At 44.6% G+C, this 26,123-nt stretch carries 20 protein-coding genes; 7 read left to right on the forward strand and 13 right to left on the reverse strand.

The window, feature by feature from the left end; translation table 11 throughout:
- Window positions 1–55 precede the first annotated feature (55 nt).
- The 4 genes from Q0230_RS11995 to tsaA are packed head-to-tail and all read right to left on the reverse strand — an operon-like array spanning window position 56 to window position 9,976.
- Window positions 56–5,818, reverse strand: coding sequence for a translocation/assembly module TamB domain-containing protein (locus Q0230_RS11995; protein WP_298610313.1), 5,763 nt, complete (start codon window positions 5,816–5,818; stop codon window positions 56–58).
- The gene (locus tag Q0230_RS12000; protein WP_298610314.1) at window positions 5,815–7,626 is read right to left on the reverse strand and encodes an autotransporter assembly complex family protein; all 1,812 of its coding nucleotides are present in this window, start codon (window positions 7,624–7,626) and stop codon (window positions 5,815–5,817) included. The genes Q0230_RS11995 and Q0230_RS12000 overlap by 4 nt, the downstream gene beginning before the upstream one ends.
- Before the next feature lie 13 nt (window positions 7,627–7,639).
- Complete coding sequence (gene dacB / locus Q0230_RS12005) at window positions 7,640–9,184, reverse strand: D-alanyl-D-alanine carboxypeptidase/D-alanyl-D-alanine-endopeptidase (protein WP_298610315.1); 1,545 nt, start codon at window positions 9,182–9,184, stop codon at window positions 7,640–7,642.
- A gap of 27 nt (window positions 9,185–9,211) precedes the next feature.
- A complete protein-coding gene (gene tsaA, locus Q0230_RS12010; protein WP_298610316.1) occupies window positions 9,212–9,976 on the reverse strand; it encodes a tRNA (N6-threonylcarbamoyladenosine(37)-N6)-methyltransferase TrmO in 765 nt (254 codons plus the stop codon).
- 101 nt (window positions 9,977–10,077) lie between these two features.
- Between tsaA and Q0230_RS12015 the strand changes: the two genes are divergently transcribed.
- Window positions 10,078–10,533, forward strand: a complete 456-nt coding sequence (locus Q0230_RS12015; protein ID WP_298610317.1) for an META domain-containing protein — start codon at window positions 10,078–10,080, stop codon at window positions 10,531–10,533.
- Between the two features lie 50 nt (window positions 10,534–10,583).
- Here the strand turns inward: Q0230_RS12015 and Q0230_RS12020 are convergent, their stop codons facing one another.
- The 3 genes from Q0230_RS12020 to Q0230_RS12030 form a co-directional block, all read right to left on the reverse strand.
- Entirely contained in the window at window positions 10,584–10,832 is a 249-nt protein-coding gene (locus Q0230_RS12020) for a YfhL family 4Fe-4S dicluster ferredoxin (RefSeq protein WP_298610318.1), read from the reverse strand.
- Window positions 10,833–10,917: 85 nt separating this feature from the next.
- A complete protein-coding gene (coaD, locus tag Q0230_RS12025) occupies window positions 10,918–11,439 on the reverse strand; it encodes a pantetheine-phosphate adenylyltransferase (protein WP_298610319.1) in 522 nt (173 codons plus the stop codon).
- Window positions 11,440–11,584: 145 nt separating this feature from the next.
- On the reverse strand, window positions 11,585–11,899 hold the full coding sequence (locus tag Q0230_RS12030) for a hypothetical protein (RefSeq protein WP_298610320.1): 315 nt from the start codon (window positions 11,897–11,899) through the stop codon (window positions 11,585–11,587).
- 192 nt (window positions 11,900–12,091) lie between these two features.
- On the opposite strand from Q0230_RS12030, the gene Q0230_RS12035 reads away from it, so the two are divergent.
- Window positions 12,092–12,736, forward strand: a complete 645-nt coding sequence (locus Q0230_RS12035) for a Crp/Fnr family transcriptional regulator (RefSeq protein ID WP_298610321.1) — start codon at window positions 12,092–12,094, stop codon at window positions 12,734–12,736.
- Here the strand turns inward: Q0230_RS12035 and lysA are convergent.
- The 4 genes from lysA to Q0230_RS12055 form a co-directional block, all read right to left on the reverse strand.
- On the reverse strand, window positions 12,725–13,975 hold the full coding sequence (lysA, locus tag Q0230_RS12040) for a diaminopimelate decarboxylase (protein ID WP_298610322.1): 1,251 nt from the start codon (window positions 13,973–13,975) through the stop codon (window positions 12,725–12,727). The genes Q0230_RS12035 and lysA overlap by 12 nt on opposite strands.
- Complete coding sequence (locus Q0230_RS12045) at window positions 13,975–14,136, reverse strand: lipoprotein (protein ID WP_298610323.1); 162 nt, start codon at window positions 14,134–14,136, stop codon at window positions 13,975–13,977. The genes lysA and Q0230_RS12045 overlap by 1 nt, the downstream gene beginning before the upstream one ends.
- A complete protein-coding gene (nadC, locus tag Q0230_RS12050) occupies window positions 14,133–14,984 on the reverse strand; it encodes a carboxylating nicotinate-nucleotide diphosphorylase (protein WP_298610324.1) in 852 nt (283 codons plus the stop codon). The genes Q0230_RS12045 and nadC overlap by 4 nt, the downstream gene beginning before the upstream one ends.
- 106 nt (window positions 14,985–15,090) lie before the next feature.
- Window positions 15,091–16,362: an FAD-dependent oxidoreductase gene (locus tag Q0230_RS12055; protein WP_298610325.1), complete on the reverse strand. Its 1,272-nt coding sequence runs from the start codon at window positions 16,360–16,362 to the stop codon at window positions 15,091–15,093.
- Between the two features lie 221 nt (window positions 16,363–16,583).
- On the opposite strand from Q0230_RS12055, the gene Q0230_RS12060 reads away from it, so the two are divergent.
- From Q0230_RS12060 to Q0230_RS12070, 3 genes are all read left to right on the forward strand, one after another.
- Complete coding sequence (locus tag Q0230_RS12060; protein WP_298610326.1) at window positions 16,584–17,831, forward strand: multifunctional CCA addition/repair protein; 1,248 nt, start codon at window positions 16,584–16,586, stop codon at window positions 17,829–17,831.
- Between the two features lie 66 nt (window positions 17,832–17,897).
- Window positions 17,898–18,215: a heat shock protein HspQ gene (gene hspQ, locus Q0230_RS12065; protein WP_298610327.1), complete on the forward strand. Its 318-nt coding sequence runs from the start codon at window positions 17,898–17,900 to the stop codon at window positions 18,213–18,215.
- Window positions 18,216–18,220: 5 nt separating this feature from the next.
- Entirely contained in the window at window positions 18,221–18,940 is a 720-nt protein-coding gene (locus Q0230_RS12070) for a sulfite exporter TauE/SafE family protein (RefSeq protein WP_298610328.1), read from the forward strand.
- On the opposite strand, the gene Q0230_RS12075 is transcribed toward Q0230_RS12070, so the two are convergent.
- Both Q0230_RS12075 and Q0230_RS12080 read right to left on the reverse strand, forming a co-directional pair.
- Entirely contained in the window at window positions 18,937–19,473 is a 537-nt protein-coding gene (locus tag Q0230_RS12075; protein ID WP_298610329.1) for a redoxin domain-containing protein, read from the reverse strand. The genes Q0230_RS12070 and Q0230_RS12075 overlap by 4 nt on opposite strands.
- Before the next feature lie 168 nt (window positions 19,474–19,641).
- Window positions 19,642–22,488, reverse strand: coding sequence for an Ig-like domain-containing protein (locus Q0230_RS12080; protein ID WP_298610330.1), 2,847 nt, complete (start codon window positions 22,486–22,488; stop codon window positions 19,642–19,644).
- 325 nt (window positions 22,489–22,813) lie between these two features.
- Between Q0230_RS12080 and Q0230_RS12085 the strand changes: the two genes are divergently transcribed.
- Together Q0230_RS12085 and Q0230_RS12090 are read left to right on the forward strand one after the other, a co-directional pair.
- A complete protein-coding gene (locus Q0230_RS12085; protein WP_298610331.1) occupies window positions 22,814–23,224 on the forward strand; it encodes a hypothetical protein in 411 nt (136 codons plus the stop codon).
- 56 nt (window positions 23,225–23,280) lie between these two features.
- Window positions 23,281–26,123: thrombospondin type 3 repeat-containing protein (locus tag Q0230_RS12090; protein WP_298610332.1), on the forward strand; the 2,843-nt coding region annotated here is incomplete at its 3' end.

The following is a 26,123-nucleotide window of genomic DNA, read 5'->3' on the forward strand; positions in this document are numbered from 1 at the left end:
GAGCTTTTTTTCAGAAATTTCACAGAAAACGTTTAAAATCTATTCGCCCTAACTTTCACTTACCAAATGGCCCTGTATCGGTTTCAAGCTTATAAATTAAACCAATACTCTGGTTAGCGCCACTCGTAGCTTCTACTTGTAAACGCTTATTTACCTGATAAGTCACTGCGACTTTTTGCAGCGAATCAAACAGGCCAACAATATACTTCACATACAATTTAGAACCAAGCTTTTTCCCTAGGGCTAGTTCACTTTGTTTATAATCACCACCATTGGAATTGATCCCAACATCATCCAAGCCTAAATTTCCACCGATACTTTGAGCCAAACTTTCCCCACCAGCTAAGCCCAAACTAGTAATAGCACGTGTCAAGACCGCAGTATCCCCTCCTGATACGCCCGCCAAGGCACGACCTGTTAATAAATAGCTTAAAGTGTCACTTTGCGTTTGCTGTGGTGAAGAGAACAAGGTTGATTCAGGTTGTTTAACTGTGCCACCTAAGCTAATTCCTACTGTAATGTCATTTTCTACTTGGCGCGTAGCTCGTACATCTAAACCTGGATTAGTCATTGGCCCATTAAAAATCAAGCGACCACGTTCAATTTTCAAATCTTGGCCATAGGCTTTATAAAAACCCTCCACAACTCCCAAGGCACCTTCAGCGATAATATCCTGCTTATTACGCAAAATGCGCATTTTGCCATTTAAGCGTGCCTCCAGCCCAAAGGCATTCATACGCACCCGATCCCCGACCTCAACCAAAATATTGGGCTGAATATCAATCGCGGATCCATCTTGAGGGGTTCTTAACTTTTTACGTAAAGTCGTTGGCTGATTACGGCCTACAAAAACAATATCATCCGAGCGCACACTGGCTCCCGTTGGTAAGGCTTGGATATTGATAGAAGCCTCGGGTACTCGTAAAGCGCCAGTAATAATTACCGACTTAGGCGTGGCTTGAATATTCAGATCAGGAGAAACTTGCCCTTGAACTTCATACGTATTCATGAGCAGCAAATTATTACCCTGCAAGCGTAAATCAGCACTCCAATTAGGAAGATTTACCAAACGCAGAACCCCATTCGCTTTCAGTACCCCCTGCCCTGCACGCAAAGAGCCTGTGATATTCATCTGATCAGCTTGGCTGGCTTGAATCGCTAAACTAATGTCTTCAATCTTCGCGCCCGTTTCTGGCAAATACAACGAAGCATTTTGTAGGCGTAAATTACCGGTCACTTGCGGCTTATTAAGCAAACCTTGAATACGCACCTCACCATTGACCTGCCCTTTTAGCTCATCCACTTGTGGTGAATAAGCTTGTAGCCAGCTAATATCGGGCATGGCTACTGTAGCCTTCACATCTAAACGTGGCTGACTACCCCCCGCTGCTAACTCAATGCGCCCATCAGCACGCAATTGCCCGCGCCCACGAATATCCATTTGGGCTTGAAGTGTAGCGGTACGGTCATTTAAAACTAAATTGGCTTTAGCTTGAGTATATTGCAAAGTTTCTGTGCGCTTATTATCGGTACGCAGCACAATCACATTATCTGGCAAGTTGATATTGACCCGCGCAAAGGGCTTGCCGCCACGCTGTTCAAATTGATAGTCAGCATTCACTAAACCTGGTAACTGTACAGTTGCTGGCAAGAAAGCTTTCGCAAGACTAATCGGCACTTGTTGCAAGACACCATTAGCCGTTAAGCCGCGTTGGGTGCTCCAATCTGTCTTACTACAGATCCGTGCGTTCTGTGGATTCACTAAACAAGCATTGGCAAGGGTAAAGGCTTGAGCTGAGGCGGTCACACCAACAGGATTCGTCAACTGCCAATTGCCAGCAGCAGTATCTCTTAGATTTAAAGACTCAATTGCACCTTTCCATTGCTGCCCCGTCCAAGCGCCAGACGCGCGCCCCTCTAATCTGCCAGCTTGATGCACCACTTTGAGATTTACACTATGGCGAGCTAATTGCCCCTGCAAAGTGAACTCAGCTTGTTTAACTTGATTAGTGCCTTGGCGCAAGCCTTCAAGTGTGCCGCGCAAATCATATTGCGCACCTGTTTGATTGGCTTGTACGGATAATTTGGCAATTTTTAAATCTTGATAACCCACTTGGCTGCCTTGCAAATTGCCTTGCACTTGCGGTTGAGCCAAGTTACCACGTAGAGAGCCTTCACCTTTTAAGCTACCCGCTAATCCCGGCCAAAGTTGCGCTAAGTTAGGGGCTTGAACCCGCCATTGAATATCAAAAGGCTCACTCGCTCGACCATTAGCCTCTAGCTCATTAGCCCCCGCTAAGACTTTAACCGACTGTAAAGTAATTTGCTTGCCTTGGATTTTAACTTTGCCATTGGCTTGCAAAGGGCGACCTTCGATTTGTCCTTTCAGGCTCGCGACCTCTAAATCAAACTGACTGCCATCTAAACGTCCTGATAAACGTCCATTCCCTTTGACATTACCATTCAATTTGGGACTGATTTGGCTGAGATTTTTTGCATCTAACTCCCAATCAACGCCTAAGGTAGTACCCGCGCTGCCATTTAAACGTAGGCGATTCTGCCCCACATCAACTAATACATTATTTGCACTGACAACTTTATCACGTAGCTTAAGCTCACCACTTGCACTCACTGGAAAGCCTTGGACATTGCCTTTAAGAGTATCAACTTTCACTGCTAATTTTGAAGCATCTAACAAGCCTTGTAAGCGCCCATCACCTTTTAACTCACCTTTCACCACAGGGCTTAGCTGACTTAAATCCTTAGCATCTAAAGACCAAGCTAAACCCGCTGCCTCATTGGCCACACCATCTAATTGAATACGATTTTTGCCTAAGGATAAGGCCAAGCCATTAGCTGAAAATTGCTTATTGCGAATGCGTAATTCGCCATTAGCTTGAATCGGGAAATTCTGCACATTACCAGAGAGGCTATCAATAGTGACCGTCAGCCGTGAACCATCTAATAAGCCAGTCGCTTTTCCTTTACCCTTTAAATCTCCCTTGATCGCAGGCGCTAACTGACTCAAATCTTTCGCATCTAAAGCCCAGCTTAGACCCTGTTTTTCATCTGCAACGCCATCTAAGCGGATTTGGTTTTTACCTACCGAGAGATTCAGACCTTGTGCGGCAATCAATTTATTTTCTAATTTAACTTGCCCATCAGCCCGAATGGGAAAATCTTGCACTACGCCATCTAAGCGCTCGACTTTAAGGGTAAAGCGCGAACCATCTAGTAAGCCACGGAAATTTCCCCGCCCATTTAAGTTCCCCCTTAGTGTTGGATATAACTGCGCTAACTTATTTGCATCCAGCGACCAATCTAAGCCCTTAGCTTCGTCAGCCACACCTTCTAGCTTGAGATGATTCTCACCGACATCGATTTGCACGCCTTGAGCACTAATGACTTTATCTTGAAGGCGCATGCTGCCAGCTGCTTTGATCGGATAATCTTTCACTGTCCCGGCTAAGCGATCAATGCGCAGCGCCAAACGCGAGCCATCCATTAAGCCTTGCACATTGCCTTTACCTGATAAATTACCGGGCAAACCGGGGATAAGTTGTTGCAACTTAGGTGCTTCTACTACCCAATCTAAGCCTTTTTGCTCGTCTGCAATCCCTTCTAAACTGATGCGATTATCCGCCACATCGATGCGAACTCCTTGGGCAGATAGAACTTTGTCCTGAATTTTGAGAGTGCCTAGGGCTTTGACCGGTTGATCTAAAACTGAACCTGTTAATTCATTAATTTGTAAACTTAACCGCGAGCCGTCCAATAAACCCTGCGCTTTACCATTACCTACTAAGTTGCCTTTAAGCTGCGGTGAAATGTGCGCAAGGTTCTTAGCATCCAACTTCCAAATTAAGCCTTGAGCCTCATCTGCCACCCCATCTAACTCAATTTGGTTATCACCTAAACTTAAGTTAACTGCTTGAGCGGTGAGAATTTTGTCCTTGACTAAAACCGTACCACTACCTTTGAGAGTCTGATTTAAAAGCTCGCCTTGTAAATGATCCATCCGCAAGGCTAAACGTGAACCATCTAATAGCCCTTGAGCATTACCATGACCTGCTAACTTTCCTTGTAAACTGGGTACAAGTTCACTTAAATCCTTGGCATCAATCTTCCAATTAATACCCTGAACTTCATCCGCAACTCCATCAAGCTCGACATGATTCGTACCCACATCCAGTTGCAAAGCTTTAGCAGTCACTAATTGATCACGTAACAGCACAGAACCTTGGGCTTTAACGGTACGTTCTAAGACTTCCCCATTTAGCTCATCAATCCGTAGAGCTAACCGTGAGCCATCCAATAAACCCTGTGCGTTCCCTTTACCTTTCAAGTTACCGCGCAAATCAGGATATAAATTACTCAGATTTTGCGCATCTAAAAGCCAATCAATCCCTTGGGTTTCATCGGCGACCCCATTCATAGATAAATGGTTTTCACCCACAGAAACTTTTAAATCACGCGCTGTAAGCAAGCCCTTGGCTAAACTAGCTCCACCTTTCGCTTCGACTGGATAATCTAAAACCTGCCCAGCCAACTGCTCAATATCGAGCATAAACTCTGAGCCATCGATCTTGCCTGAAAGCTTACCCTTGCCTGCTAACTTGCCTTCTAAGCTAGGATGAAGTTGCTCTAATAAAGGTGCATCCAACTCCCAATCAATTAATAAGCCATCGGCTGCCACGCCTTTGGCTAATAGGCGATTTTGCCCTACTGCTGCATGGATAGAATTAACCGTTAGGGCGTTTTTATCTAAACCCACTGACAAGTTGGCATCAATCGGGTAATCACGTAAGGTACCAAGCAACTTGCTAGCATCCAGACTTACCACCCATTCATGATCAACAAATCTCCCTTTGGAAGTGGCAGCAATATCTAAGGAACCAGGTAAATCAGCAACAAAAGCTTCAGGATTAATTTTCGAGCCATTGAGTTTTGCATCCCAAGTTAAGTCAGGAAGCCAAGATAGGCTACCTGTTAAATCGAAATCACCTGCCGTGCTCACTAACTGCCCTGTCTCGATGGTGACCCCATCAAAACTGCCTGTCCCTGCAAGCTTGGCATCAGTCTCAGGAAAATCTCTGTACGCCCATTTACCATCGGCTTGGAAACGATAACTAGGTAAATCACCAGTAGCGGTTACCTTGAGCAAGCCAACCCCACACTTTGAGCCTTCTGAAGCAATTACTCCTGTCAATTCCGTTGGATGGGGGTTGAGTAAACCCATTTTACCTTTGAGATCCATCTTGACACTGCCGCCTAAAGGATCCACATAGCTGCCCACCAATTTATTAACTTGCAACACACCCTCGCGGTTATAGGCTTGCAGATTAATATCTTTGAATTTCATCTGGAAGCTACCGCTATTGATCACTAACTCTTGGAGAGTGACATCGTCTAAAGCAATCTCGGCAGGTATGCGAATATCGGGAATGGTAATGGGATCGGTATTCTTACTGGTTGAGGGTGGAATTGTAATCACTAAGCGCTTGCCGCTTAATTTATCCACCTGTACCTGTGAAGGAACTGCAAACTTTTTAATCGAAACATCGAGCTGCGCTTCTTCTATTTCAAGTTTAACACTTGGATTTTCCCACTCGATACGCTCGACTTTCATCTTATCAAGTAAAGCGCCCTCCACCCCGTTTAAGCGTAGGCCGGGTAAAATCTGTTGAATACTACTAGCTAATAAGGAAGTACCGACTTGAGTAGTTGACAGTAGCGCGACTGCTAATAAGACCATGAGAATAATCACTAGCAGCGCCGCTAGTGGATGAATCACAAAATACTTGACGGAACGCCTCACAAATCCGGCCCTAGGCTAAAGTAAAAATGTAAATCTTTAGTATTATCTTTAGGTACTGCCAAATCTAAACGCACGGGTCCTAAAGGGGATTTGTAGCGCACCCCAACACCGGCTCCCACATGCAGGTCGTAGTTTTTCCAATCATCAAAAGCGCTACCCGCATCAGCGAAAACCGCTGCACTGATTTTTTCAGTCACTGGGTGTTCGTATTCGAGACTAGTCACCAGTAAGTTCTTGCCACCGGTTACTTCCCCATACTCATCAAACTCACCCAGCGCATTTGAATCAAACCCCCTAACAGAGTCTTGCCCCCCCGTTGTAAAGCCAAGTGACTTGGGCATCACGCTATCGGTGTCTACCCAAGTTGCACCCACTGCTCCACGTGCAATCGCCTTACCCCCACTGTCAAAGTTGTGTAAGTATTTGCCATCCACCCGAGCTTGTAGCAAAGTCTCGTCACTTAAGATGCTTTTATGCGAGCCTTTAATTTCACCGGATACGCGCCAACCTTTTTCTGGGTACAAAGGATCGGTAGCTTTGGTTTTATTTACCCGCGCCCCAATTAAAGTCAATTGCGTATTATCCGGAATCGAATCCCCATCAATCACTAAGCGGAACTTTTCCTCAAAGAAGGAAATAAATGCGGTCTGCTGCCAATCACTTTCTGTGCGTCGATTATAGTTAAACTCCAATTTGCGCTGATCTAGATAGGTGGCTAAAGGAATACCTGCAAAATCAATACTATCTTTAGATTTAATCCAAGATACATCGATACCGGCATATTCGTGCTCTGGCTGCCACAAGGGCACAATATATTTAAAACCAGTTTTTAAATAACCTGACTGAGTATAAAGTAAGGCTACATCTAATTTATGCCCTTTACGATTCACCCAGCGCGCACTCATCCCACCTTCAATCGTAAAGCCATCATCTGACGCGAAGGCTAATTTACCTGTATAGGCATAGCGCTTATTACGCAGCGCTTTAATTTCTACCGGAACACGATTTTTTTCAGTTTTTTGATAATTGCTACTAATTTGCACATCACTATAGTAGCCACTATTTTCTAATAGACGCTGCTGGCGAAGTAAATCCTCGGAATTATAATCCTTGCCAGCTTCCACGCGTAGATAACGCTTCAGGAATTTTTGATCGAGCACATCTTGCTCAATGTCCACTTGACCAAATTGATAACGTTTACCTGTATCAAAATGTAGATTTACCACAGCTTGGCGACTATCAATATTGACTTGAATTTCCCGCTCTACGAATTGGGCATCGAAATAACCTAACCGGCTAGCAGCGCGAGTAAGGCTGGATTTAAAATCTTCATATTTCTGAGTAACTAAGACTTCATTATTACTATAAGGCGGATTGCTAGCAATTTCCTTGAAATCATCTGATTGCGCACCTTGGCCAGTAATCCGGATATTAGACTTAGCTACTGTTACCGTTGGCCCAGGCTCCACCACGATATTAAACGCCCAACAGTTATTTTGGCGAGCCGAAGTCATGTCAAACTTGGCTGTAAAATAACCCATAGCCTCAGCACCCTTGGTTAATTTAGACTGAGCGGAATCAATATAGCGCTCAATTCGCTCAGCGGGTGATTCACATTTCAGATTCCGTAGAGAAGGTAAGTAGGCACGTAGATTGTCTTCTAAACTTGGCTCCGCACCTTGAATAGAAACTTTAACTGGTGATGCTTCAGGCTCTTTTTTCTCCTTCTCAGCAGCCGGACTCGCGGTGCTCATCAATAAGGTCGCCATCACTACGACACTCAGACGATTATCCGGCTTTAACTTCATAGACCTATCCTATTTACTGTTCAAAGACCCATTCCAACAACAGATTCTGCAAACTATGTCCAAAACCTGCTGAACGCTGGCCATTTTGCTGCATGACAATAATCATACGCTTACCACTACGTGTGAGCATATAACCCGCAATCGAACTCACATCCTTTAACGTGCCCGTTTTTAAACGGGTTCGACCTGCTAAATCACTATGGCGAAAGCGCCGCGCTAAAGTGCCATCTTCACCAAGCAAAGGTAAAGAGTTGAGCATTTCTGGCATATAGGGGTCGCGCCAGATCACTTGCAATAACTCACCAAATTGACGGGCACTGACACGTTCATTGCGTGACAAACCTGAACCGTTTTCAATCACTAAACCTTGGGTTGGTACACCTTGATCAGTTAGAACTTTTAGTACTGCTAAACGGCCTTTCTCCAGTGTAGCAGGGGCTTCAAACATTTTCGCGCCCACTGTTAACATCACTTGGCGAGTCATCACATTATTACTCCATTTATTAATTAGCCGAATCTGTTCGGCTAAAGGCATGGAGGTATGCACATAATATTGACGATCACCTGCTTTCAGTGAACCTGTTTGTAAACCACCGCCTAATTTTCCACCTAGCATTTGCCAAAAATCTCGAAAGGCATTAAAGGCATGCTGTTCGGGACTAGAAAGGACTAAAGTTTCTAAGCGCGACCCACAACTACCAATATAAGAACCAGAGACCTTAATACTGCCATCTAATTGGGTCTGCACTTGTGGATTATGCCGGCGCTTGGTGCAATCACCGCTTACAAACTCTAATTGATCAGTTAAAGGTAATGTAGGTTTAGGAAAAGCAATCACATTGACTTTATTTGCCACCATATCTGGCTCAAATAATAAGCGAGTCGCCTGAAAATTGAACATCAAAGCTGAAGGTGGAGCATTATAAACACGCTCACGCTCGCCATCAAAGGCCGCTGGGTCAATTGCGGGCAACTCGAAAAAGCTATTATCGATAATAATATCGCCAGTAATCTCCTCTAAACCTTTTAAACGCAGATCATGTACTAATTGCCAAAAAGACTCGTAAATTAGAAAAGGGTCACCATAACCTTTTAAAATTAAATCACCGTGCAAAACTCCAGCGCGTAGCTCACCACGCGTCCATACCTCTGTGTCCCAAGTCCAAGCAGGCCCTAAAGTTTTTAATGCCGCCCAAGTAGTCAACAGCTTCATGGTGGAAGCTGGGTTACGTGGTACTTCAACTTCATGCTGAATTAACGGGCCATCAGCACTCACATCCCGCACATATACGCTAAGTTCATCAGCAGAAATATTGTGTTCCTGCATAAAAGATAACAGTGAGGCAGGTAAGTCCTGTACCTGAGAATGCCGAGTAATAGTTTGCTCAGCGGGCTGTGGTGGTGAATGAGTTATTGGAGGGCTAGCAAGTTCCTCAGCAATTGTACTGGGTTCATCCTCTTCAGCTGCCCAAACAGGATTGACGAAAACCGTCGTTAGGATAAAACCTAAAATAATAGTGAGACCGCGCTGAGGCGAATCAAAGAGTTTATTTAACATGCCTATTTATAAGATATTTCAACAGCGTTAGTGCTTAACTGGTGACTCAACTAAGTCAACTAGCCCAATGACTTCAATTAATTTTGCCTTATAATGCCATTGTAAATCGAAATCGTACAATTTCATCGCGTAAATTCGTCCATCTACTGCCTGAGCACGATAAGAAGGACGCGGGTCTTGTTGCAAAATTTGCCGGATTAATAGCTCAATATCTGTCCCAAGTTGCAGGCTTTTTTCTGCACACTGCAACTGAGCTTCTGGCGTAAAACCTACCTCCCACTCACTAGTTGGTGCTTGTTCAGCAAAACCACCTTGCGCTCCCAAAATGCTATCAGCATAAGGCAAATAGGGCTTAAGGTCGAAGACCGGCGTACCATCTAATAAATCTATACCCCTTAAATGCAAGCACGTCTCCTGTCCTAGAAATTCAATTTTATCTAAACCTGCAACTGACAAACCTAGTGGGTTAGGCCGAAAGGTAGAACGGGTAGCAAATACACCTAAGCGCTTATTGCCACCTAGGCGCGGTGGTCTTACCGTATTTGACCAAGAAGCACTCGGATTAGCATGAAACTGAAAAATCAGCCAGACATGGCTAAATTGCTCCAAACCTTTAAAGGCTTCAGGCTGAGAAAAGGCGGGTAATAATTGGAGTTTTGCTTGTGCTGCTGTCACTAGCCCAGGTTGGCGGGGAATGCCAAATTTTTCCTTATAACAAGATCGTATGAAGCCAATAGGCTGCAAGGCTAACTCAGTCTCAAAGTTTAGTAGGGAGTTTTGTCCAGTTGTCACGTGAGGATTGCCATCAGCCTAACAAAATTTAATAATTTGCCTGCAACTTTTTCAGTGTCACCTGCTCTACATTATTACAATAATACCAAAGGTCCGGCATCGTGATTAAAAAAATACTAGGCTCAATCGCGGGCCAATTGTTTATTGTGTTGATGGCTTTAGCCATTATGTCTGCCTGTAGCATGGGAATTAAAGCCAACGACCCCGCTCCACAAGCTGCTTTAGATAAAACCTCATGGCAACTTACCGCTATTGAGGGTAAAGCTATTCCTGCTGAAGCTGCTGCACCTACTTTGCAATTTGAAAATGGCCGTTTAACTGGCTTTACCGGCTGCAATCGCCTATTTGCTAGTTATGTCTCAAGCTCAACCGGCAGTTTAGCTTTAAGTGCTTTGGGGACTACAAAAATGGCTTGTATGGGAACGGGTGGAGAATTAGAGCGCGCAGTGCTGAAAGCGTTGGCGGCAGTCAACTTATATGCTTTGCCACCGGGCCAATTAAACCTGTTAGATGCTAATCACAAAGTTTTACTGACTTATATCCCTGAAAAAGAATAAAACTTATGTTTGATCCCCTATTTGCCAAAGGGGATCAAACAAATGCTCAATTACTGAGCCATGAGCTTTTCATACTTTAGTTGTAATTGCTCTTTTGTCTCAGGATGAGTAGGATCTTTAGGAATGCAATCGACTGGACAGACCGCAACACATTGTGGCTCATCATAATGCCCCACACACTCGGTACAGCGATTGTGATCAATTACATAAATTTCGTCGCCCGGAGAAATCGCATTATTCGGGCATTCTGGTTCGCAGACATCACAGTTGATGCATTCATCAGTAATCATCAAGGCCATGAAGAAATTCCTTATCAGTATTCAAGTGGCACACATTCTAGCAAGCTCATCCCAGAAAGAACATTAACCCAAATCATGGTCAGACTTAGATTTGAATGTTATCTTGTCCAGTTTTCCATTCAGCAATTTTGTGCTGTAAAGCCTCATTCACTGGCGGCGAAACAAAACGTGATATATCCCCACCGAGCTTGCCCACTTCCTTAACTAAAGTAGAAGAGACAAAGGAAAAGCTCTCACCAGGCATTAAAAAAACCGATTCAACATCCGGAGCTAAAGCACGATTCATACTGGCTAATTGGAATTCAAACTCAAAATCAGAAACAGCACGCATGCCACGAATCAAGACCCGAGCATTACACTGACGAGCAAAATCGACTAATAAGCACTCAAACCCCACCACTTTGACGCTGCTATCTAAGCCTAGATTGAGTACTTCCTGCTGAATTAAGTGGACACGCTCTTCTAAACTGAAGAGCGGCTTTTTGCGAGGATTTGCAGCAACACCGACAACCACGTTCTTAAATAAACGACGTGCACGCTTGATTAAATCCAGATGCCCGTTCGTTAAAGGGTCAAAAGTTCCCGGATAGATTGCTGTTAGTTCCATTCAAAACCGCCACTTCATTAAATTAAACAATAGATTGGCATACTGCCAACTTGAATGTTGTATCATTTTTTTGTGCAGTGCACAATAAACAAATACATACAAAACTTATGCTTAGTGAGTGGCTAGCTCGTTGCCTGCAGTAAACTTAAAACGATAGGCTTTTCCGACTTGGACGCAGCTCTCCACCTGCATAATCAAAACGCTTAATTTCAGCGACCTGCGCATCAGGTTTGTATTGGCCTACTTTAAAAGAACTTCCGCCACGGAGCATCACAATATTTCGATCTAGCATACGTAATTGCAAAGTTGCACCACGTACGGTGTTGACTGTGTCATCTGAATAAATCGCATCACCTCGCTTTAGGATGCGCATCGATTCCCCAGGACGGGTTGCAGTCACTTTGCCACGCTTTGAGAGTACTGATCCTACTGTTAAAGTTTCTAACTGTTGTTGAGCCATAATCAAACTCCTTTTGGTTCATGGTTCTTCCTAAGCATAGACTACTTCGCCAGAGATGCTTAGTTACCCCAGCGGAAATACCCTAAATACAAGCTTAATGGTGGTTTATATCTGCAATACACCAGCACAAGTCACTAAAAACTGGCATAATCTATGCGAGCAGCAATTAATAAATCAGGTCTTTATTCTCTTATGTTAAAAGAAATACCTCTATTTGAAGGCTTGCCAGAACCCCAGTTAGTTGAATTACTTAGCCTCACCCATGAATTTACTTATCCACGTGGAAGTATCATTACCTCACAAGGCGAGATGAGTAATTCCTTACATATTATTTTAGAAGGTCGCCTGAAAGTTTTTGTGAATGGTTCAGAGGGTAAACAAGTCGTCCTCTCTTTCTTGGGAACAGGTGACTTTGTGGGTGAGTTAAGCTTACTTGATAATGAGCCACGTTCCGCATCGGTATTGGCAGTGGCTAAAACACGCACGCTGATGCTCACACAAGATTCATTTAATCGCTTTGTAGATAACCACCCAGAAACCTTACTGCCTATGCTGCGCGTGTTAGCTAAGCGCTTACGGGCTTTAGACGAAACTATTTGTTCTTTATCGACTTTGGATGTGTATGGACGAGTAGCGCGGGTTTTACTTCAGCAAGCCAAAGAGCACGACGAGGGGCAAATAACCCCACGTATGACCCATCAAGATATTGCTGAAATGGTCGGCTGCTCACGCGAAATGGTCAGCCGGATTCTGAAAGACTTACGTACTGGTGGCTATATTAGCATTGATGGCCAAAAGCGGATTGTCATTAACCGTAAGCTACCTTTACGCTGGTAAGGTAGCTTCACCCCGCCATAAGTCCTCAAGCGTTTCACGCTGCCTGACCACATGAACTTGTGCACCATCCACCATTAACTCACAAGCCCGCGGACGTGAGTTATAATTAGAGGACATGGCAAAGCCATACGCTCCTGCCGAGCGCACGACTAAAATATCACCTGCTTGAATATTTAAATCCCGATCTTTCCCTAAGAAATCACTGGTCTCACAAATGGGGCCTACGATATCGAAGGTTTCTGCTTCACCTGTCGTGCGTGGTTGCGCTGGAATAATTTCTTGCCAAGCCGAATATAAGGCAGGACGGATTAAATCATTCATTGCTGCATCCACAATGGCAAAATTCTTGTAGTCAGAATGCTTCAAATACTCAACTTTGGTCACCAAAATGCCTGAGTTCGCAGCAATGGTTCTACCCGGTTCTACAAGAATTTCATATTTTTTCAAGCGCTCATCAGTAAACAGCTGACGCATATAATCAGCCGGTGCAGGTGGCTGTTCATCGTTATAGCGGACGCCTAAACCACCGCCTAAATCTAAATGATGAATATGAATACCTTGTTGCTCTAAACGCTCAGCCAAGACCAATAAACGATCCAACGCATCCATAAAAGGCGAAAGTGTTAAGAGCTGCGACCCAATATGGCAGTCGATTCCTTGCACACTCAGATTCGGCAAATTAGCAGCACGCCGATACACCGCTTCAGCACTATCAATGTTAATGCCAAATTTGTTTTCTTTGAGGCCAGTGGAGATATAAGGATGCGTTTGGGCATCAACATCGGGATTAATCCGCAGCGAAATAGGCGCAATTTTACCCATCTCAGCGGCTATCACTTGAATACGTTCTAGCTCTGCTTCGGATTCGACGTTGAAGCAACGAATCCCCACTTCAAGCGCATAACGAATTTCTGAGTGCGTTTTGCCAACCCCAGAAAAGACGATTTTATTTGCAGCTCCGCCTGCTGTAAGTACGCGATCTAACTCACCACGCGAGACAATATCAAAGCCTGAACCTAAGCGCGCAAATAAATTTAAAATCGCTAAATTCGAGTTAGCTTTGACGGCATAACAAACTAAATGCTTTTGTTCACCAAAAGCATCATTAAAGGCATGCCAATGGCGCTCTAAAGTCGCACGTGAATAGACATAACAGGGAGTGCCATATTCTTGAGCTAAACTAGCGACTGCAACAGCTTCGGCGAATAATTCACCGTCACGATAATTGAAATAATCCATTACTGTTTTTTCTCAAGTTGTTGTTTTTGCGGAGCTTGATCAGTGACTACTGTTTTTTTTGCTGTAGCTTGATCCGGTAAGTACAGAGGACCTTTATTCCCGCAAGCATTTAAACCGATTAGTACACAGATAGCTAAACTTAAGCTCATTAACTGCTTCACGCTTTAAAATCCTGCAATTCAAAACGCATTGATAAATCGACTGCGCGCACATGCTTAGTAATACTACCAACCGAAATAAAATCGACTCCGGTTTCCGCAATGGTCTTTACTGTTTCTAAATTGACCCCACCCGAAGCCTCCAGAGGAATACGACCAGCAGTGATTTTTACCGCTTCACGCAGCAACTCCATAGGATAATCGTCTAGCATAATAATATCTGCCTTGGCTGCCGTGGCTTCGGCTAATTCTTTTAAACCTTCAGTTTCCACTTCAACTTTAATATTAGGGTGTAGACGACGAGCTTGAGCGACTGCTGCGGTAATCGAACCAGCTGCCATAATGTGATTTTCTTTCACTAAGACGCGATCGTACAAACCAATCCGGTGATTGACACCACCACCACAGCGTACTGCATATTTTTGCGCATTCCGTAAACCCGGCAAGGTTTTGCGAGTATCCAGAATGCGGCAGCTAGTATGTGCGATTAAATCAACATAACGGCGCGTAGCAGTCGCAGTACCGGATAGAGTTTGCAAGAAATTTAAAGCACTACGTTCAGCAGTCAGCATGCCACGCGCATTCCCCTTAATATGACAGAGAATGTCATTGGCCTTAACTGGATCACCGTCTTGGAAATGCCAAGTGATCTGAATACTAGGATTGACTTGGCGAAAGACCTCATCAAACCAAGCAATCCCGCAGATAATCGCATCTTCACGGGTAATCACCGTAGCACGCGAAATCGTCTCAGGAGCAATTAAATCAGCAGTGACATCGCCACTACCCACATCTTCAGCTAAGGCCAGGCTTACCGATTCAGCAATTTCAGCAGGATTTGGAGTATTCATAGATAGAGTATTTTGCGCGTTTGCAATCCAAATAAAAACGGGAAATAGCATACACTATTTCCCGTTGCAAAAGCCCAGACTCCTGATTCTGGATTTGGTTGCGCTCCTAAATCCGGGTAATCCCCATCATTTTTAGGATCGACTTTTCGTAGAACGGCTCAGAGCTGCCTTTTTTCATCTTCCGGATAAAGTACTTTTCAAACGCGATTTTCGCTAAGTGTACCCATTTACCCTTCTTGAACCACGCTACATTACGTGGAGGCAACTGCGGCAAAGCCACAAAAGCTGCACCGGTATCGCCGAAATCTGCTAAACAGATGGTATTCCAAGTGCCGGTGGTGTGAGGCTGATTGCCTGCCAGTTCGTCTGCTATATTATGTACCGCAGAAGTGACCATAGATTCAATCATATATCCGGTCTTCGGTGCACCTGTGGGGACAGGCGTAGCTTCGACCGGCGGAATGGCAATACATACCCCCGCAGAATAGATATTTTTGTAAGTCGGATTGCGATGCAATTCATCGACAAATACAAAACCACGCGGATTGCATAAATTCGGAACTGCCGCGACTGGATCAACACCCTTGAAGGCCGGCAACATCATCGCTAAATCAAACGCAATTTCATGTGTTTTCTTCAACGACTTATCTTCGTTGTATTCTTCAACCTGCATCTTGCCAGCTTCGACATTGATAGTTTTGGCATTCACTACCCATTCAATGTGATGATTACGCAGTTCATGCTCTAATAAGCCTTTAGAGTCCCCAACCCCACCTAAGCCTAAATGACCGATATAAGGTTCTGAACTTACATAAGTGATTTTGAATTTATGGCGAATTTTACGCTTACGCAAATCACAATCTACAATAAACGCAAATTCATAAGCAGGGCCAAAGCAACTTGCAAAAGGCATCGCGCCGATAACAATATGCCCACTACCTTTTTCTAATAGCTTTTGGTATTCACCCCAAAAAGCTTCAGCGTGATCGACCGTACAAATTGAATAGGTATGTCCACCGTGCGGGCCAGAGCCTGGTACTTCTTCAAAGAATAATTTGGGGCCAGTGGCAATTAGCAGATAATCGTACTTTATGCTTTGCCCATCTGCTAAATCGATTTGATTTGCAAGCACATCAATTTTTTCGCAACGACTGGCGATAAATTTAATGTTTTTACGCTCTAAATAAGGGGCAATCTCAAAAGTAATATCGGCTCGGTTACGCCAACCGACTGCCACCCAAGGGTTAGAAGGCACGAATTGAAAATAATCGCGCTCATTGATCACGGTAATTGCGTGCTCACTACCTAACGCATCTCTCAATTCATACGCAGCCGGCATACCTCCGGTTCCTGCCCCCAGTACAACTACATGAGCCATGTTTAAACTCCTAGACTTACAGTTATCACACCCCTCTCAAAAGTGAGATAACTGGACTCCAATCAGATGTATTGAACTTTCCCAAGCATTCCGATAAGACCATAAACCCCTAGGAGCGTCAACGTAATAAAAGGAATAAGTCCAAATCTATCAAGTAAATCCTTGTCAGCGTTTTATCTCTCCGTGCTATGCTTGAAGAAAATTCCTTAAAACAGTTGATAATGAACCAATTACAATATTACTTAGTAGGTGGCGCTGTCCGTGACCGCTTATTAGGTCGCCCGATCAAGGATCGAGATTGGGTAGTCACCGGTGCTACTCCAGCAGAGATGCAAGCACTAGGTTTTCGCGCGGTTGGCAAAGACTTTCCAGTATTTCTGCATCCTGAAACCCACGAAGAATATGCACTAGCACGCACTGAGCGCAAAACAGCTAAAGGCTATCATGGCTTTGAGTTTTATACTGACCCCAATACGACCTTAATTGAAGATTTGCAACGGCGTGATCTCACCATTAATGCTTTAGCTGAAACAGCAACGGGTGAGATTATTGATCCTTATGGAGGCCAAGCTGATCTTGAACAGCGCGTTTTACGCCATGTTTCTGCGGCTTTTGCGGAAGACCCCGTACGAATTTTACGAGTAGCACGGTTTCATGCACGCTATGCACACTATGGCTTTACCGTGGCTACAGAAACTTTAGAGCTAATGCGCTCAATGGTAGAAGCAGGTGAAGCCGATAGCTTAGTCGCAGAGCGCGTCTGGCAAGAACTTGAGCAGGCCTTAAAAGAGCCTAATCCAGAATGTTTTATTCAAACTTTGCGGGCTTGTGGCGCTTTAAAAGTCTTATTTCCAGAGCTTGAACGTTTGTTTGGGATTCCACAATCAGCTCAACATCATCCAGAAATTGATACAGGCACGCATACTTTAATGGTGTTACAACGTGCTACTCAGTTAACTAACTCCCCAGCAATTCGCTTTGCAGCATTAACGCACGACTTAGGCAAAGGTTTAACACCTACGGATATGTTACCTAGTCATCATGGGCATGAGGAGCGCAGCTATGATTTGGTACGTGAACTGTGTCAACGCTATCATGCCCCTAAAGATTTTCAGCAATTAGCCGAGCTAAATGCACGCTATCACACGCACATTCATAGAGCGTTTGAACAGCAAGCCAAGACTTGCTTAACTGTCTTAGAAGTGTGCGATGCTTTTCGTAAGCCTGAGCGTTTTGAAGCTTTATTGATTGCTTGTCAAGCAGATAGCCAAGGTCGACTAGGCTTTGAACAACGCCCTTATCCACAAGCCGATTTTTTCCGTGCTGTTTTACAAGCCTGCCAAGCCGTAAATGTACAAACGATTATTCAGCAAGGCTATCAAGGTGCGCAAATTCGTGAGCGTTTGCATCGAGAAAGAGTAACTGCAACAAAACAAGTGATTCACGCTTTCAAACTGCATAACTCTTGATAAGCTGCTTAATAAACCCCATATTTAAGTTTATTAGCCTGTGTCTGGTGAAGGAAAATCATCCAAATGAACAAGAAAGCAGATTTTGCTATCGGCCAAGTTATTCAACATCGCCTTTTCAATTATCGAGGTGTGATTTTCGACGTTGATGCTGAATTTCAAGGTTCTGAAGAGTGGTATGAAAAAAACGCCAATACAGGCACTCCACCTAAAAACGAGCCTTGGTATCATGTGTTGATTGATGAGGAAGGCCAAGTCGCTTATGTGGCACAACGTAATTTAGCCGCTGATTACTCTAATGAGCCGATTGAGCATCCATTGCTCACTAATTTCTTTGCTGGTTATGATCAAGGCCAGTACCAAACACGCCACCTACTCAACTAATCAGCATGGATTTCGCTTGGTTTAGTCAACTCCAACAACAGATTGATGTCTTGCTTAGCCAATCTCAATATCTTGCCGCCTTCGCTATCGGCTTGTTCGGTGGCGTGCATTGTTTAGGAATGTGTGGCGGCTTAATGAGTGCAGTCAGCTTTACTCGCCAAACTCATCACCAGGGTTTCCCTATTTTACTTGCTTATAACTTGGGTCGCATCAGTAGTTATGCGCTAGCGGGTGCTTTAGTAGGTGGCTTGGGCACGGCTACTTTATCCCTAACAGGCTTACATGCAACTCAACAAATTCTGTATTTTTTTGCTGCTCTCTTCATGCTTGCCTTAGGGCTTTATTTAGCTAATATTTGGCGTGGTATCGCTCAACTTGAAAGAGTTGGTACCGTTTTTTGGCGCAAATTAGAACCCCTCAGTCGCCGCTTCATCCCAATTCAAACGCCTTGGCAAGCTTTACCTTTCGGCATGATTTGGGGATGGCTACCTTGTGGTTTGGTGTACACCATTTTGATTTGGAGCTTATCTGCAGGTAGCGCTCTCAATGGCTTATTACTCATGTTAGCTTTCGGAATGGGCACTTTGCCAAATCTATTATTGATGGGTGTAGCCGCTAGTCGATTGAATCAATTCACCCGTAAACCTGTTATACGTTTAGTAGCAGGCTTGATCGTGAGCTTATTTGGTGTCGTCATGCTAATGCGCTTGTGGGCAGGTTTTTAGTTAAACTTTTCGGCAAACCATAGACGTAAGCGTAAGCCCCAACTGGTACTCGCACCCACCTCGCGAAAGCTAATTGAACCTTGACGATCCAGTACATAGCTTGTAGGAACTCCAACCACTCCATACTGGCGAGCCAGCTCGCCATCATTATCAACAATCGTGATCCAATTATTGATGCCCTTCCGCTCCATATAACGCTTAACCTCTTCAGCTTCACCTGAAGAATAAGCCACTGTTACCATCGGCCAACCCGCCTCAATCACCTTATTAATACTACCCTGCTCCACCTCACAAATTGGACACCATGAGGCCCAAAAATGCAGCAGCAGTGGTTTACCTCGATAGGCGGCTAACGAGATTTCTTGTCCCTTTAGATCAATTTCATTGAAAATTGGCGCTTCGCCCACGATTAAAGTACGTTGCTGCCAAGCTCGCACACCAAAAATCAGTGCAAGCACAATGGCTAGTTCAATTCCCCATTTCACCCAACGTCTTGGGCGCTGCTTTACTGGAGCGCTTTGTGTCCCAATCACTTAGTTATTCCTAGCTACTAATCAGTGGGTCAGACTTAAACTTAGGGTATTTAGTTGCACTAAGTTCTAAACCCGACTTAGTTTAGCGTGAATCGATAGAAAATAAGAACGGGCAATAACGAAAAGTCATTGCCCTGTTAGATTGAGGATTATGAAGTCGACGACCGCTTAATCAATATTGATATAGACAGTCGCGGTATCTTCCTTGCCAGACGCATCACGCACGGTGTAAGTAAAGCTATGATCATTACAATAACCATGCCGTGGTGTATAAAGAATCGACAAGCCATCGGTACTAATGGTCGCAGTACCGTACTGTGGTGTGCTGACGCCTACAATTTGCAGATTACTACCAATATCGTTATCTAACACGGTTAAAGTACGTGATTTAATATTAGCGGATGCAAAATCAGCGCTAGTAAAGTTATAGATCGTATCTTTAGCACCTGCACCATCATCTATTGCATCAAAAGTACTACTGCTACCTGAGTCAGCTAAGGTAATGGTGACAGTCGCTGGATCACTAACATTACCATCATTATCCACTAATACATAAGTGAAGGTATCTGTCTGCCCAGTACCTACAGCATTAGGTTTATACTTAAGAGTGGATGCAGGCAAGGTATTATCTGTGCCTAATGAACTAATAGTTCCGTAACTAGGTAAGCTTTGGATACGAATAGACACAAACGTAGAATATTCATCACCATTCAAAATATCTAAGCTAGCTTCACCATTACTATCCAAATCAGCAGCCGTAACTTTATAACTATCATCATCGGGTTTTAAGGGCAAATTAGTAGTAGATCCCACTGTCAGAGCCACTGCACCCGTTGCTGTACCACCATGACCATCAGAAATAATGTAGTTGAAGGTATCAACCCCATTATAGCCTGTAGGTGCTGTATAAGATAACTTGCCATCTACTAAACTAATAGTTCCGCCCTTAACGCTAGTTGCATCAAAACTGGTAATACTTAAAGTATCTCCATTTGCATCGGTATCATTCGCTAAGGAATCGATAACTACGGTACCGCCGACTGCGACCGTGACAAAATCAGTGGCTGCAATCGGATTTTGATTTTCTCCTGTACCATTGGTATTTACCGTAATAGCAACCGTTGCGGTTGCAGTACCATTGCGCCCATCCGACACGGTGTAGTTAAAGGTATCAGTCCCAGTGAAGCCTGCTTTTGGAATATAAGATAATTTGCCATCCACTAAACTAACACTACCGCCTTCCGTACTAGTGTCATCAAAGTTGCTGATCGTCAGGGTATCATTATTCGCATCAGTATCATTCGCTAAGACATCAATAATAACTTTAGAATCAGCAACCGTAGTAGCCGTATCGTCATTGGCAATTGGCACCACATTGGCACTACTATTGCCTGTATCACCTGCTGCACCTAAGGTGCGATAAGTATCAATAGTTTGCTTATATTGAATATTATTATGTAGTGCTTGACCCACCCAAGTCGGTGCGGACTGAATCAGCTCTTTGCGCCAAACTACTTGTGGTTCTGTTTGTGTACGTACCTCTTGACCTTGTTGGACAGTTTGATCTTGATATTTAGTCTCATAGGTTACGTATTCAATATCAACACGCCGGTTTTTGTGGGCAGTGTCGGGTTTATTGGGATACTTTGGTTGAGTTTCACCTAAACCACGCGCTAACAACTCTTGCTCAGCAAAACCATTTCTAATCATGAAATTACGGACTGCATTCGCACGATTCTCTGAAAGAATCTGATTGTGCTCCGTAGAACCTTTATCACAAGTATTGCCTGTAATACGAATATTGCCCTCATGACCTGAATCACGAATCCGCGCCATGACCGAGGACAAGCGTTGCTGTGCTTCGGGAGTCAAATTATATTTATCAACTTCGAAGAACGTATCGGACTCCAACTCCATCGTATGCTTAACGAGTTTACGTTCAACCTTAGGTGCTTTCTTAGTAACAATCGTTTTGCCCGGAATTTCTACACGAACCCGTTTGTACTTTTGATCTGCTTGATAGATGCCCTCGCCCCCAAAGTCATAACGGTAGCTCACATTGCCACGCACATCGGCTTTATGCTCATCATTTACATAGCCGCCTTGTTCTTTAACAACTTCCACATTCGCACCCACGCTATGGGGTGAATCAAAAAAGAACTTCTCCAAACCGCCAGAGACTGTTAATTGTGAAGCTGTCTTTTCACCTTGAGCCTTTTCCTTACCCCATTCATAGTCGAGACCACCTTGAACGCGCATCAACTGCTCATCGACAAAGGTTCCGACTCGCCCACCGACTCCATAGTCATACGCTTTTTCATAGATGACTTGGCCATCAGCAGTTTTACCAGACTCACGCCTATCTGATAAACCCTTACTGAGATGCCCTGACCAGAACATATCCTCAGTTTCTTGGCCATAACCAACGCTGACTTTTTTATCTTTCAGTTCATTCTGATCATAAGCACCAAAGACTTTATTCACAGTAATTGGCTGACCATTAGCATCGGTACTTACCCAATTATGATTGAGTTTAACGCCTGCTCCAGTAAGAACTTCTTCATCTTTTTCAGCAGCAGTTTTAGCTTTTTTCGCCCCCGGATTAATACCAACCCATGCTTGTCCACTGGTAGCACTATTGGGTGTATCTACAAAGGTATGGCTAATATCCGCACGACCTTTAAATTCCGTATCTAAGCCAACCCCAATGCGCGTTTGTCCGCCCACATAGCTAACTGTGCCACTATTCGTTTCTTGAGCATCCTCAAGAAAACCATCACTTTGTTGAGAGAGTGCATTCGCTTGCGCAGCCGCAGCGCCCTCCATGCTAGCACCACCAGTATAAGGACTCGCAGCAACGGGTGCTGGAGCTTCATTTAAGACCGGACATTGTGCACAAGGATCCTCTTCATTGAACATAAGACCTTGATCGGATGCAAGCACGGTTGCAGAGGAAAATAAGACCGGAAGTAAAAGCCATTGGAGGGAAGCCCCCGCCCCCTTGATATAATTCATAGCCACTCTCTCTTGTTATTATTATTTCTTGGCGTCTAGAACCTAGAACTGTTACAGGGTAAATATATGCTAGCTTGCTGTAAGCCCTCATATTCAGCCGACAAACGTCAATAAAAACCTAAAAAAGCACATACAGCTTGCCAAACAGTCCATCACTCTGCCTGACGGTATAGACTCGATACTCTATAATGCTAGCATTAAAGATGCTTGGGCTTGCCAAGCAAGATCTAACTGACCACTGAGAGGCGTTTCTACCGCATAAAGTCGGTAGTTAAGGAGTTCTAAAACGAACTCCTTGTCTAACAACCCCAAAGGAAACGAGTTTATGATTCGTACACTGCAATTCATCCCTCTGTTTGGAGTTTTGCTGCTGATTTATTGGTTTTGTGTCAAAATTAATTTTTTTCCTTGGCACTTGAACGATGTACTGTTCACTTTACGTCTACCCTCTAAAAACTTATGGAAACCTACTTGGGGAGATGTTTTAGTACTATCTGGGATACTTACCCTTTATATTGAACTGTTTAAATCGACTCGTACCTCAGAAGTCACTATATTTGACCATCTTTTATCCACTTTCGTGCTGATTGGCTATTTAGTAGGATGGTTGATCTATCCCTGGGGTGGGAATTCAGTATTTTTAATTTTAGCGGCAATGTCATTTTTAGATGTGATAGCAGGTTTCACCATTACGATTTCTGCCGCACGACGTGATCTATCTTTAGGCGGTAAGTGAGGTTTAAACTTAGCACTTCGCTTAAATACAATTAACTTGGAACTGAGGACTATAGCATGCAGAAATTACCGACGGGTTTGATCCTAACAACCCTGATATCGGCGAATGTGCTTGCGGAAACGCAAACAGCTGCCCCACCTAGCACCGAACCGACTGTTTATAATAGTTCCAATCCCAGTGTAATTAGCGCACCTGCTCCTAGTCTTTATAACAATGCCACAGGTTTACCCCAATCTGGCGAGCTATATCCACAGACCTTTGATGCGAATGCCATCGGTATGTATAGCGGTGATGTCTCCACAGTACCGAATGCAGGTTTTGTACCAGCAAATAATATGTACTGCATTCCAAGCTCACTGATGTTAGCTCCACCCATGTTAGTTGGTGCGATTCCTGGACAAGCTATGCAGCCAATGCCAGCTATGCCAACGCCTTATCCAATGGATCAAGCCGTAATGCCACAAGGCTTATTGGAACAGCCACCCCAAGCTGATCCAGAACTAGAACAAAAGCTAACCGAAGCCAAAGCGCAACAAGAAGAACTCAAACAAAAGCTCGTTGACCGTTCTGAAGCACTCGACAATATGCGCTTTCAGCTCATGGACAAAGAAGAAGATCGTGCACTCTTAGAAGACAAGCTGAATGCCAGCAAAGACATTGAAACTCAACTAACTCAGCAATTAGAAGCAGCCAACACCAAACAAGCCGAACTTACTGCTCAGATCGAAGCAGCCAATGCCAAACAAGCCGAACTCACCGCTCAAGCTGAAGCGGCAAATGCTAAGCAAGCGGAGTTATTGAGCCAAGTTGAAGCAGCTAATACCCAGCAAACCGATTTCACCAACCAATTACAAGCAGCGAATGCCAAGCAAGCTGAATTAGCTAGTCAAGTCGAAACTGCAAATGCCAAACAGCTTGAATTAACCGCGCAATTAGAGGCTGCAAATAGCAAACAAGCAGAATTGATTACACAGTTGGATGCTTCTACTGCTAAACAAGCAGAGCTTACTAGCCAAGTGGAAGCTGCAAATGCCAAACAGGCCGAGCTAAGCACTCAACTGCAAGCCAGCCAAACCCAAGTAGCTGAACTTGACACTTGTAAAGCCAATAGCCAAAACATGGAGCAGCAAGTCAGTGCGTTAAATCAACAGGTTGCAACGATTCCTGAAATTGCTAAGCAGCTCAGTTTATTAAATACCAACTACAGCTCTTTAGAAACAGAAAAACAACAATTAGCTGGGGCTTTAGAAGCAGCGAAAAAAGATTCTGACGGAGATGGTGTTTTAGACCAAACTGACCTTTGCCAAGACACCGCAGCGGGTATCAAAGTCGATTTTACAGGCTGTGAATTAGACTCAGATAAAGACGGTATTAAAGATAGCCTTGATCAATGCCCAGATAGTAAAAACGATAGCGTTGTTGATGCTACCGGCTGCGAACCCGATGCGGATAAAGATGGTATCAAAGACAGTGCGGATAAATGTGCAAACACACCTGCTGGTACTAAAGTTGATGAAACAGGTTGTGAACCTGATACTGATAAAGATGGTGTCGTGGATAGCGCAGATAAATGTCCGACCACTGAAGCTGGTAGAACCGTGGATGCGACTGGCTGCGAACTGGATACTGATAAAGATGGCATCGTCGATAGCGCTGACAAATGTGCAAACACCCCTGCTGGTACCAAAGTTGACGAAACCGGTTGTGAGGTCGATACCGACAAAGACGGTGTCGTGGATAGCGCAGATAAATGTCCGACCACTGAAGCTGGTAAAACCGTGGATGCGACTGGCTGTGAGATAGACACCGACAAGGACGGTGTCGTGGATAGCGCAGATAAATGCCCAACGACGGAAGCAGGCAAGACTGTCGATGCGACAGGCTGTGAAATCGACACCGACAAAGATGGTGTAGTCGATAGCACTGACCAATGTGCAAGCACCCCAACAGGTACAGTCGTGGATGCCACTGGCTGCGAACCCGATACAGATAAAGATGGTGTAGTTGATAGCGCTGACAAATGTCCGACAACCGAAACGGGTAAAACTGTCGATGCTACCGGTTGCGAAGTTGATACCGATAAAGACGGTGTGGTGGATAGTGCAGATAAATGCCCAACGACTGAAGCGGGCAAAACGGTTGATGCGACTGGTTGTGAGATCGATACCGACAAAGATGGTGTGGTCGATAGTCTAGACCAATGTGCTGATACTCCCGCAGGGACAGCAGTAGATGCGGCAACCGGCTGTGAACCTGATGCGGACAAAGATGGTGTCACGGATAGTGCCGACAAATGCGCTACAACGCCAGCAGGTACGAAAGTTGATGCCACGGGTTGTGAACTGGATACCGACAAAGATGGTGTCGTCGATAGTGCAGACAAATGCCCAACCACTGAGCCTGGCAAAACGGTGGATGCGACTGGCTGTGAACTGGATACCGACAAAGATGGCGTCGTCGATAGTGCGGATCAATGCGCGAACACACCAGCCGGGATCAAAGTTGAAGCTAACGGTTGTGAACCTGATGCGGATAAAGATGGTGTTGCGGATAGTGCGGATAAATGCCCTACCACTGAAGCGGGCAAAACCGTTGATGCGACCGGCTGTGAACTCGACACCGACAAAGACGGTGTAGTCGATAGCGCGGATAAATGCCCTACCACTGAAGCGGGCAAAACCGTGGATGCGACTGGCTGCGAACTCGACACGGACAAAGATGGCGTTGTCGATAGTGCCGATAAATGCCCAACCACTGAAGCGGGCAAAACCGTTGATGCGACCGGCTGCGAACTCGACACAGACAAAGATGGCGTCGTCGATAGTGCCGATAAATGCCCAACCACTGAAGCGGGCAAAACCGTTGATGCGACCGGCTGCGAACTCGACACAGACAAAGA

Origin of the sequence: uncultured Thiothrix sp., from assembly GCF_937876535.1 — a bacterium.
Classification (GTDB): Bacteria; Pseudomonadota; Gammaproteobacteria; order Thiotrichales; family Thiotrichaceae; genus Thiolinea.

Coding starts and splice junctions, on each gene's coding strand:
- nadC (WP_298610324.1), bottom strand. CDS start 14,984: ATGAATACTCCAAATCCTGCTGAAATTGCTGAATCGGTAAGCCTGGCC.
- Q0230_RS12000 (WP_298610314.1), bottom strand. CDS start 7,626: ATGAAGTTAAAGCCGGATAATCGTCTGAGTGTCGTAGTGATGGCGACC.
- Q0230_RS12055 (WP_298610325.1), bottom strand. CDS start 16,362: ATGGCTCATGTAGTTGTACTGGGGGCAGGAACCGGAGGTATGCCGGCT.
- Q0230_RS12020 (WP_298610318.1), bottom strand. CDS start 10,832: ATGGCCTTGATGATTACTGATGAATGCATCAACTGTGATGTCTGCGAA.
- Q0230_RS12030 (WP_298610320.1), bottom strand. CDS start 11,899: ATGGCTCAACAACAGTTAGAAACTTTAACAGTAGGATCAGTACTCTCA.
- Q0230_RS12060 (WP_298610326.1), top strand. CDS start 16,584: ATGAACCAATTACAATATTACTTAGTAGGTGGCGCTGTCCGTGACCGC.
- coaD (WP_298610319.1), bottom strand. CDS start 11,439: ATGGAACTAACAGCAATCTATCCGGGAACTTTTGACCCTTTAACGAAC.
- Q0230_RS12085 (WP_298610331.1), top strand. CDS start 22,814: ATGATTCGTACACTGCAATTCATCCCTCTGTTTGGAGTTTTGCTGCTG.
- Q0230_RS12035 (WP_298610321.1), top strand. CDS start 12,092: ATGTTAAAAGAAATACCTCTATTTGAAGGCTTGCCAGAACCCCAGTTA.
- hspQ (WP_298610327.1), top strand. CDS start 17,898: ATGAACAAGAAAGCAGATTTTGCTATCGGCCAAGTTATTCAACATCGC.
- Q0230_RS12070 (WP_298610328.1), top strand. CDS start 18,221: ATGGATTTCGCTTGGTTTAGTCAACTCCAACAACAGATTGATGTCTTG.
- Q0230_RS12080 (WP_298610330.1), bottom strand. CDS start 22,488: ATGAATTATATCAAGGGGGCGGGGGCTTCCCTCCAATGGCTTTTACTT.
- lysA (WP_298610322.1), bottom strand. CDS start 13,975: ATGGATTATTTCAATTATCGTGACGGTGAATTATTCGCCGAAGCTGTT.
- dacB (WP_298610315.1), bottom strand. CDS start 9,184: ATGTTAAATAAACTCTTTGATTCGCCTCAGCGCGGTCTCACTATTATT.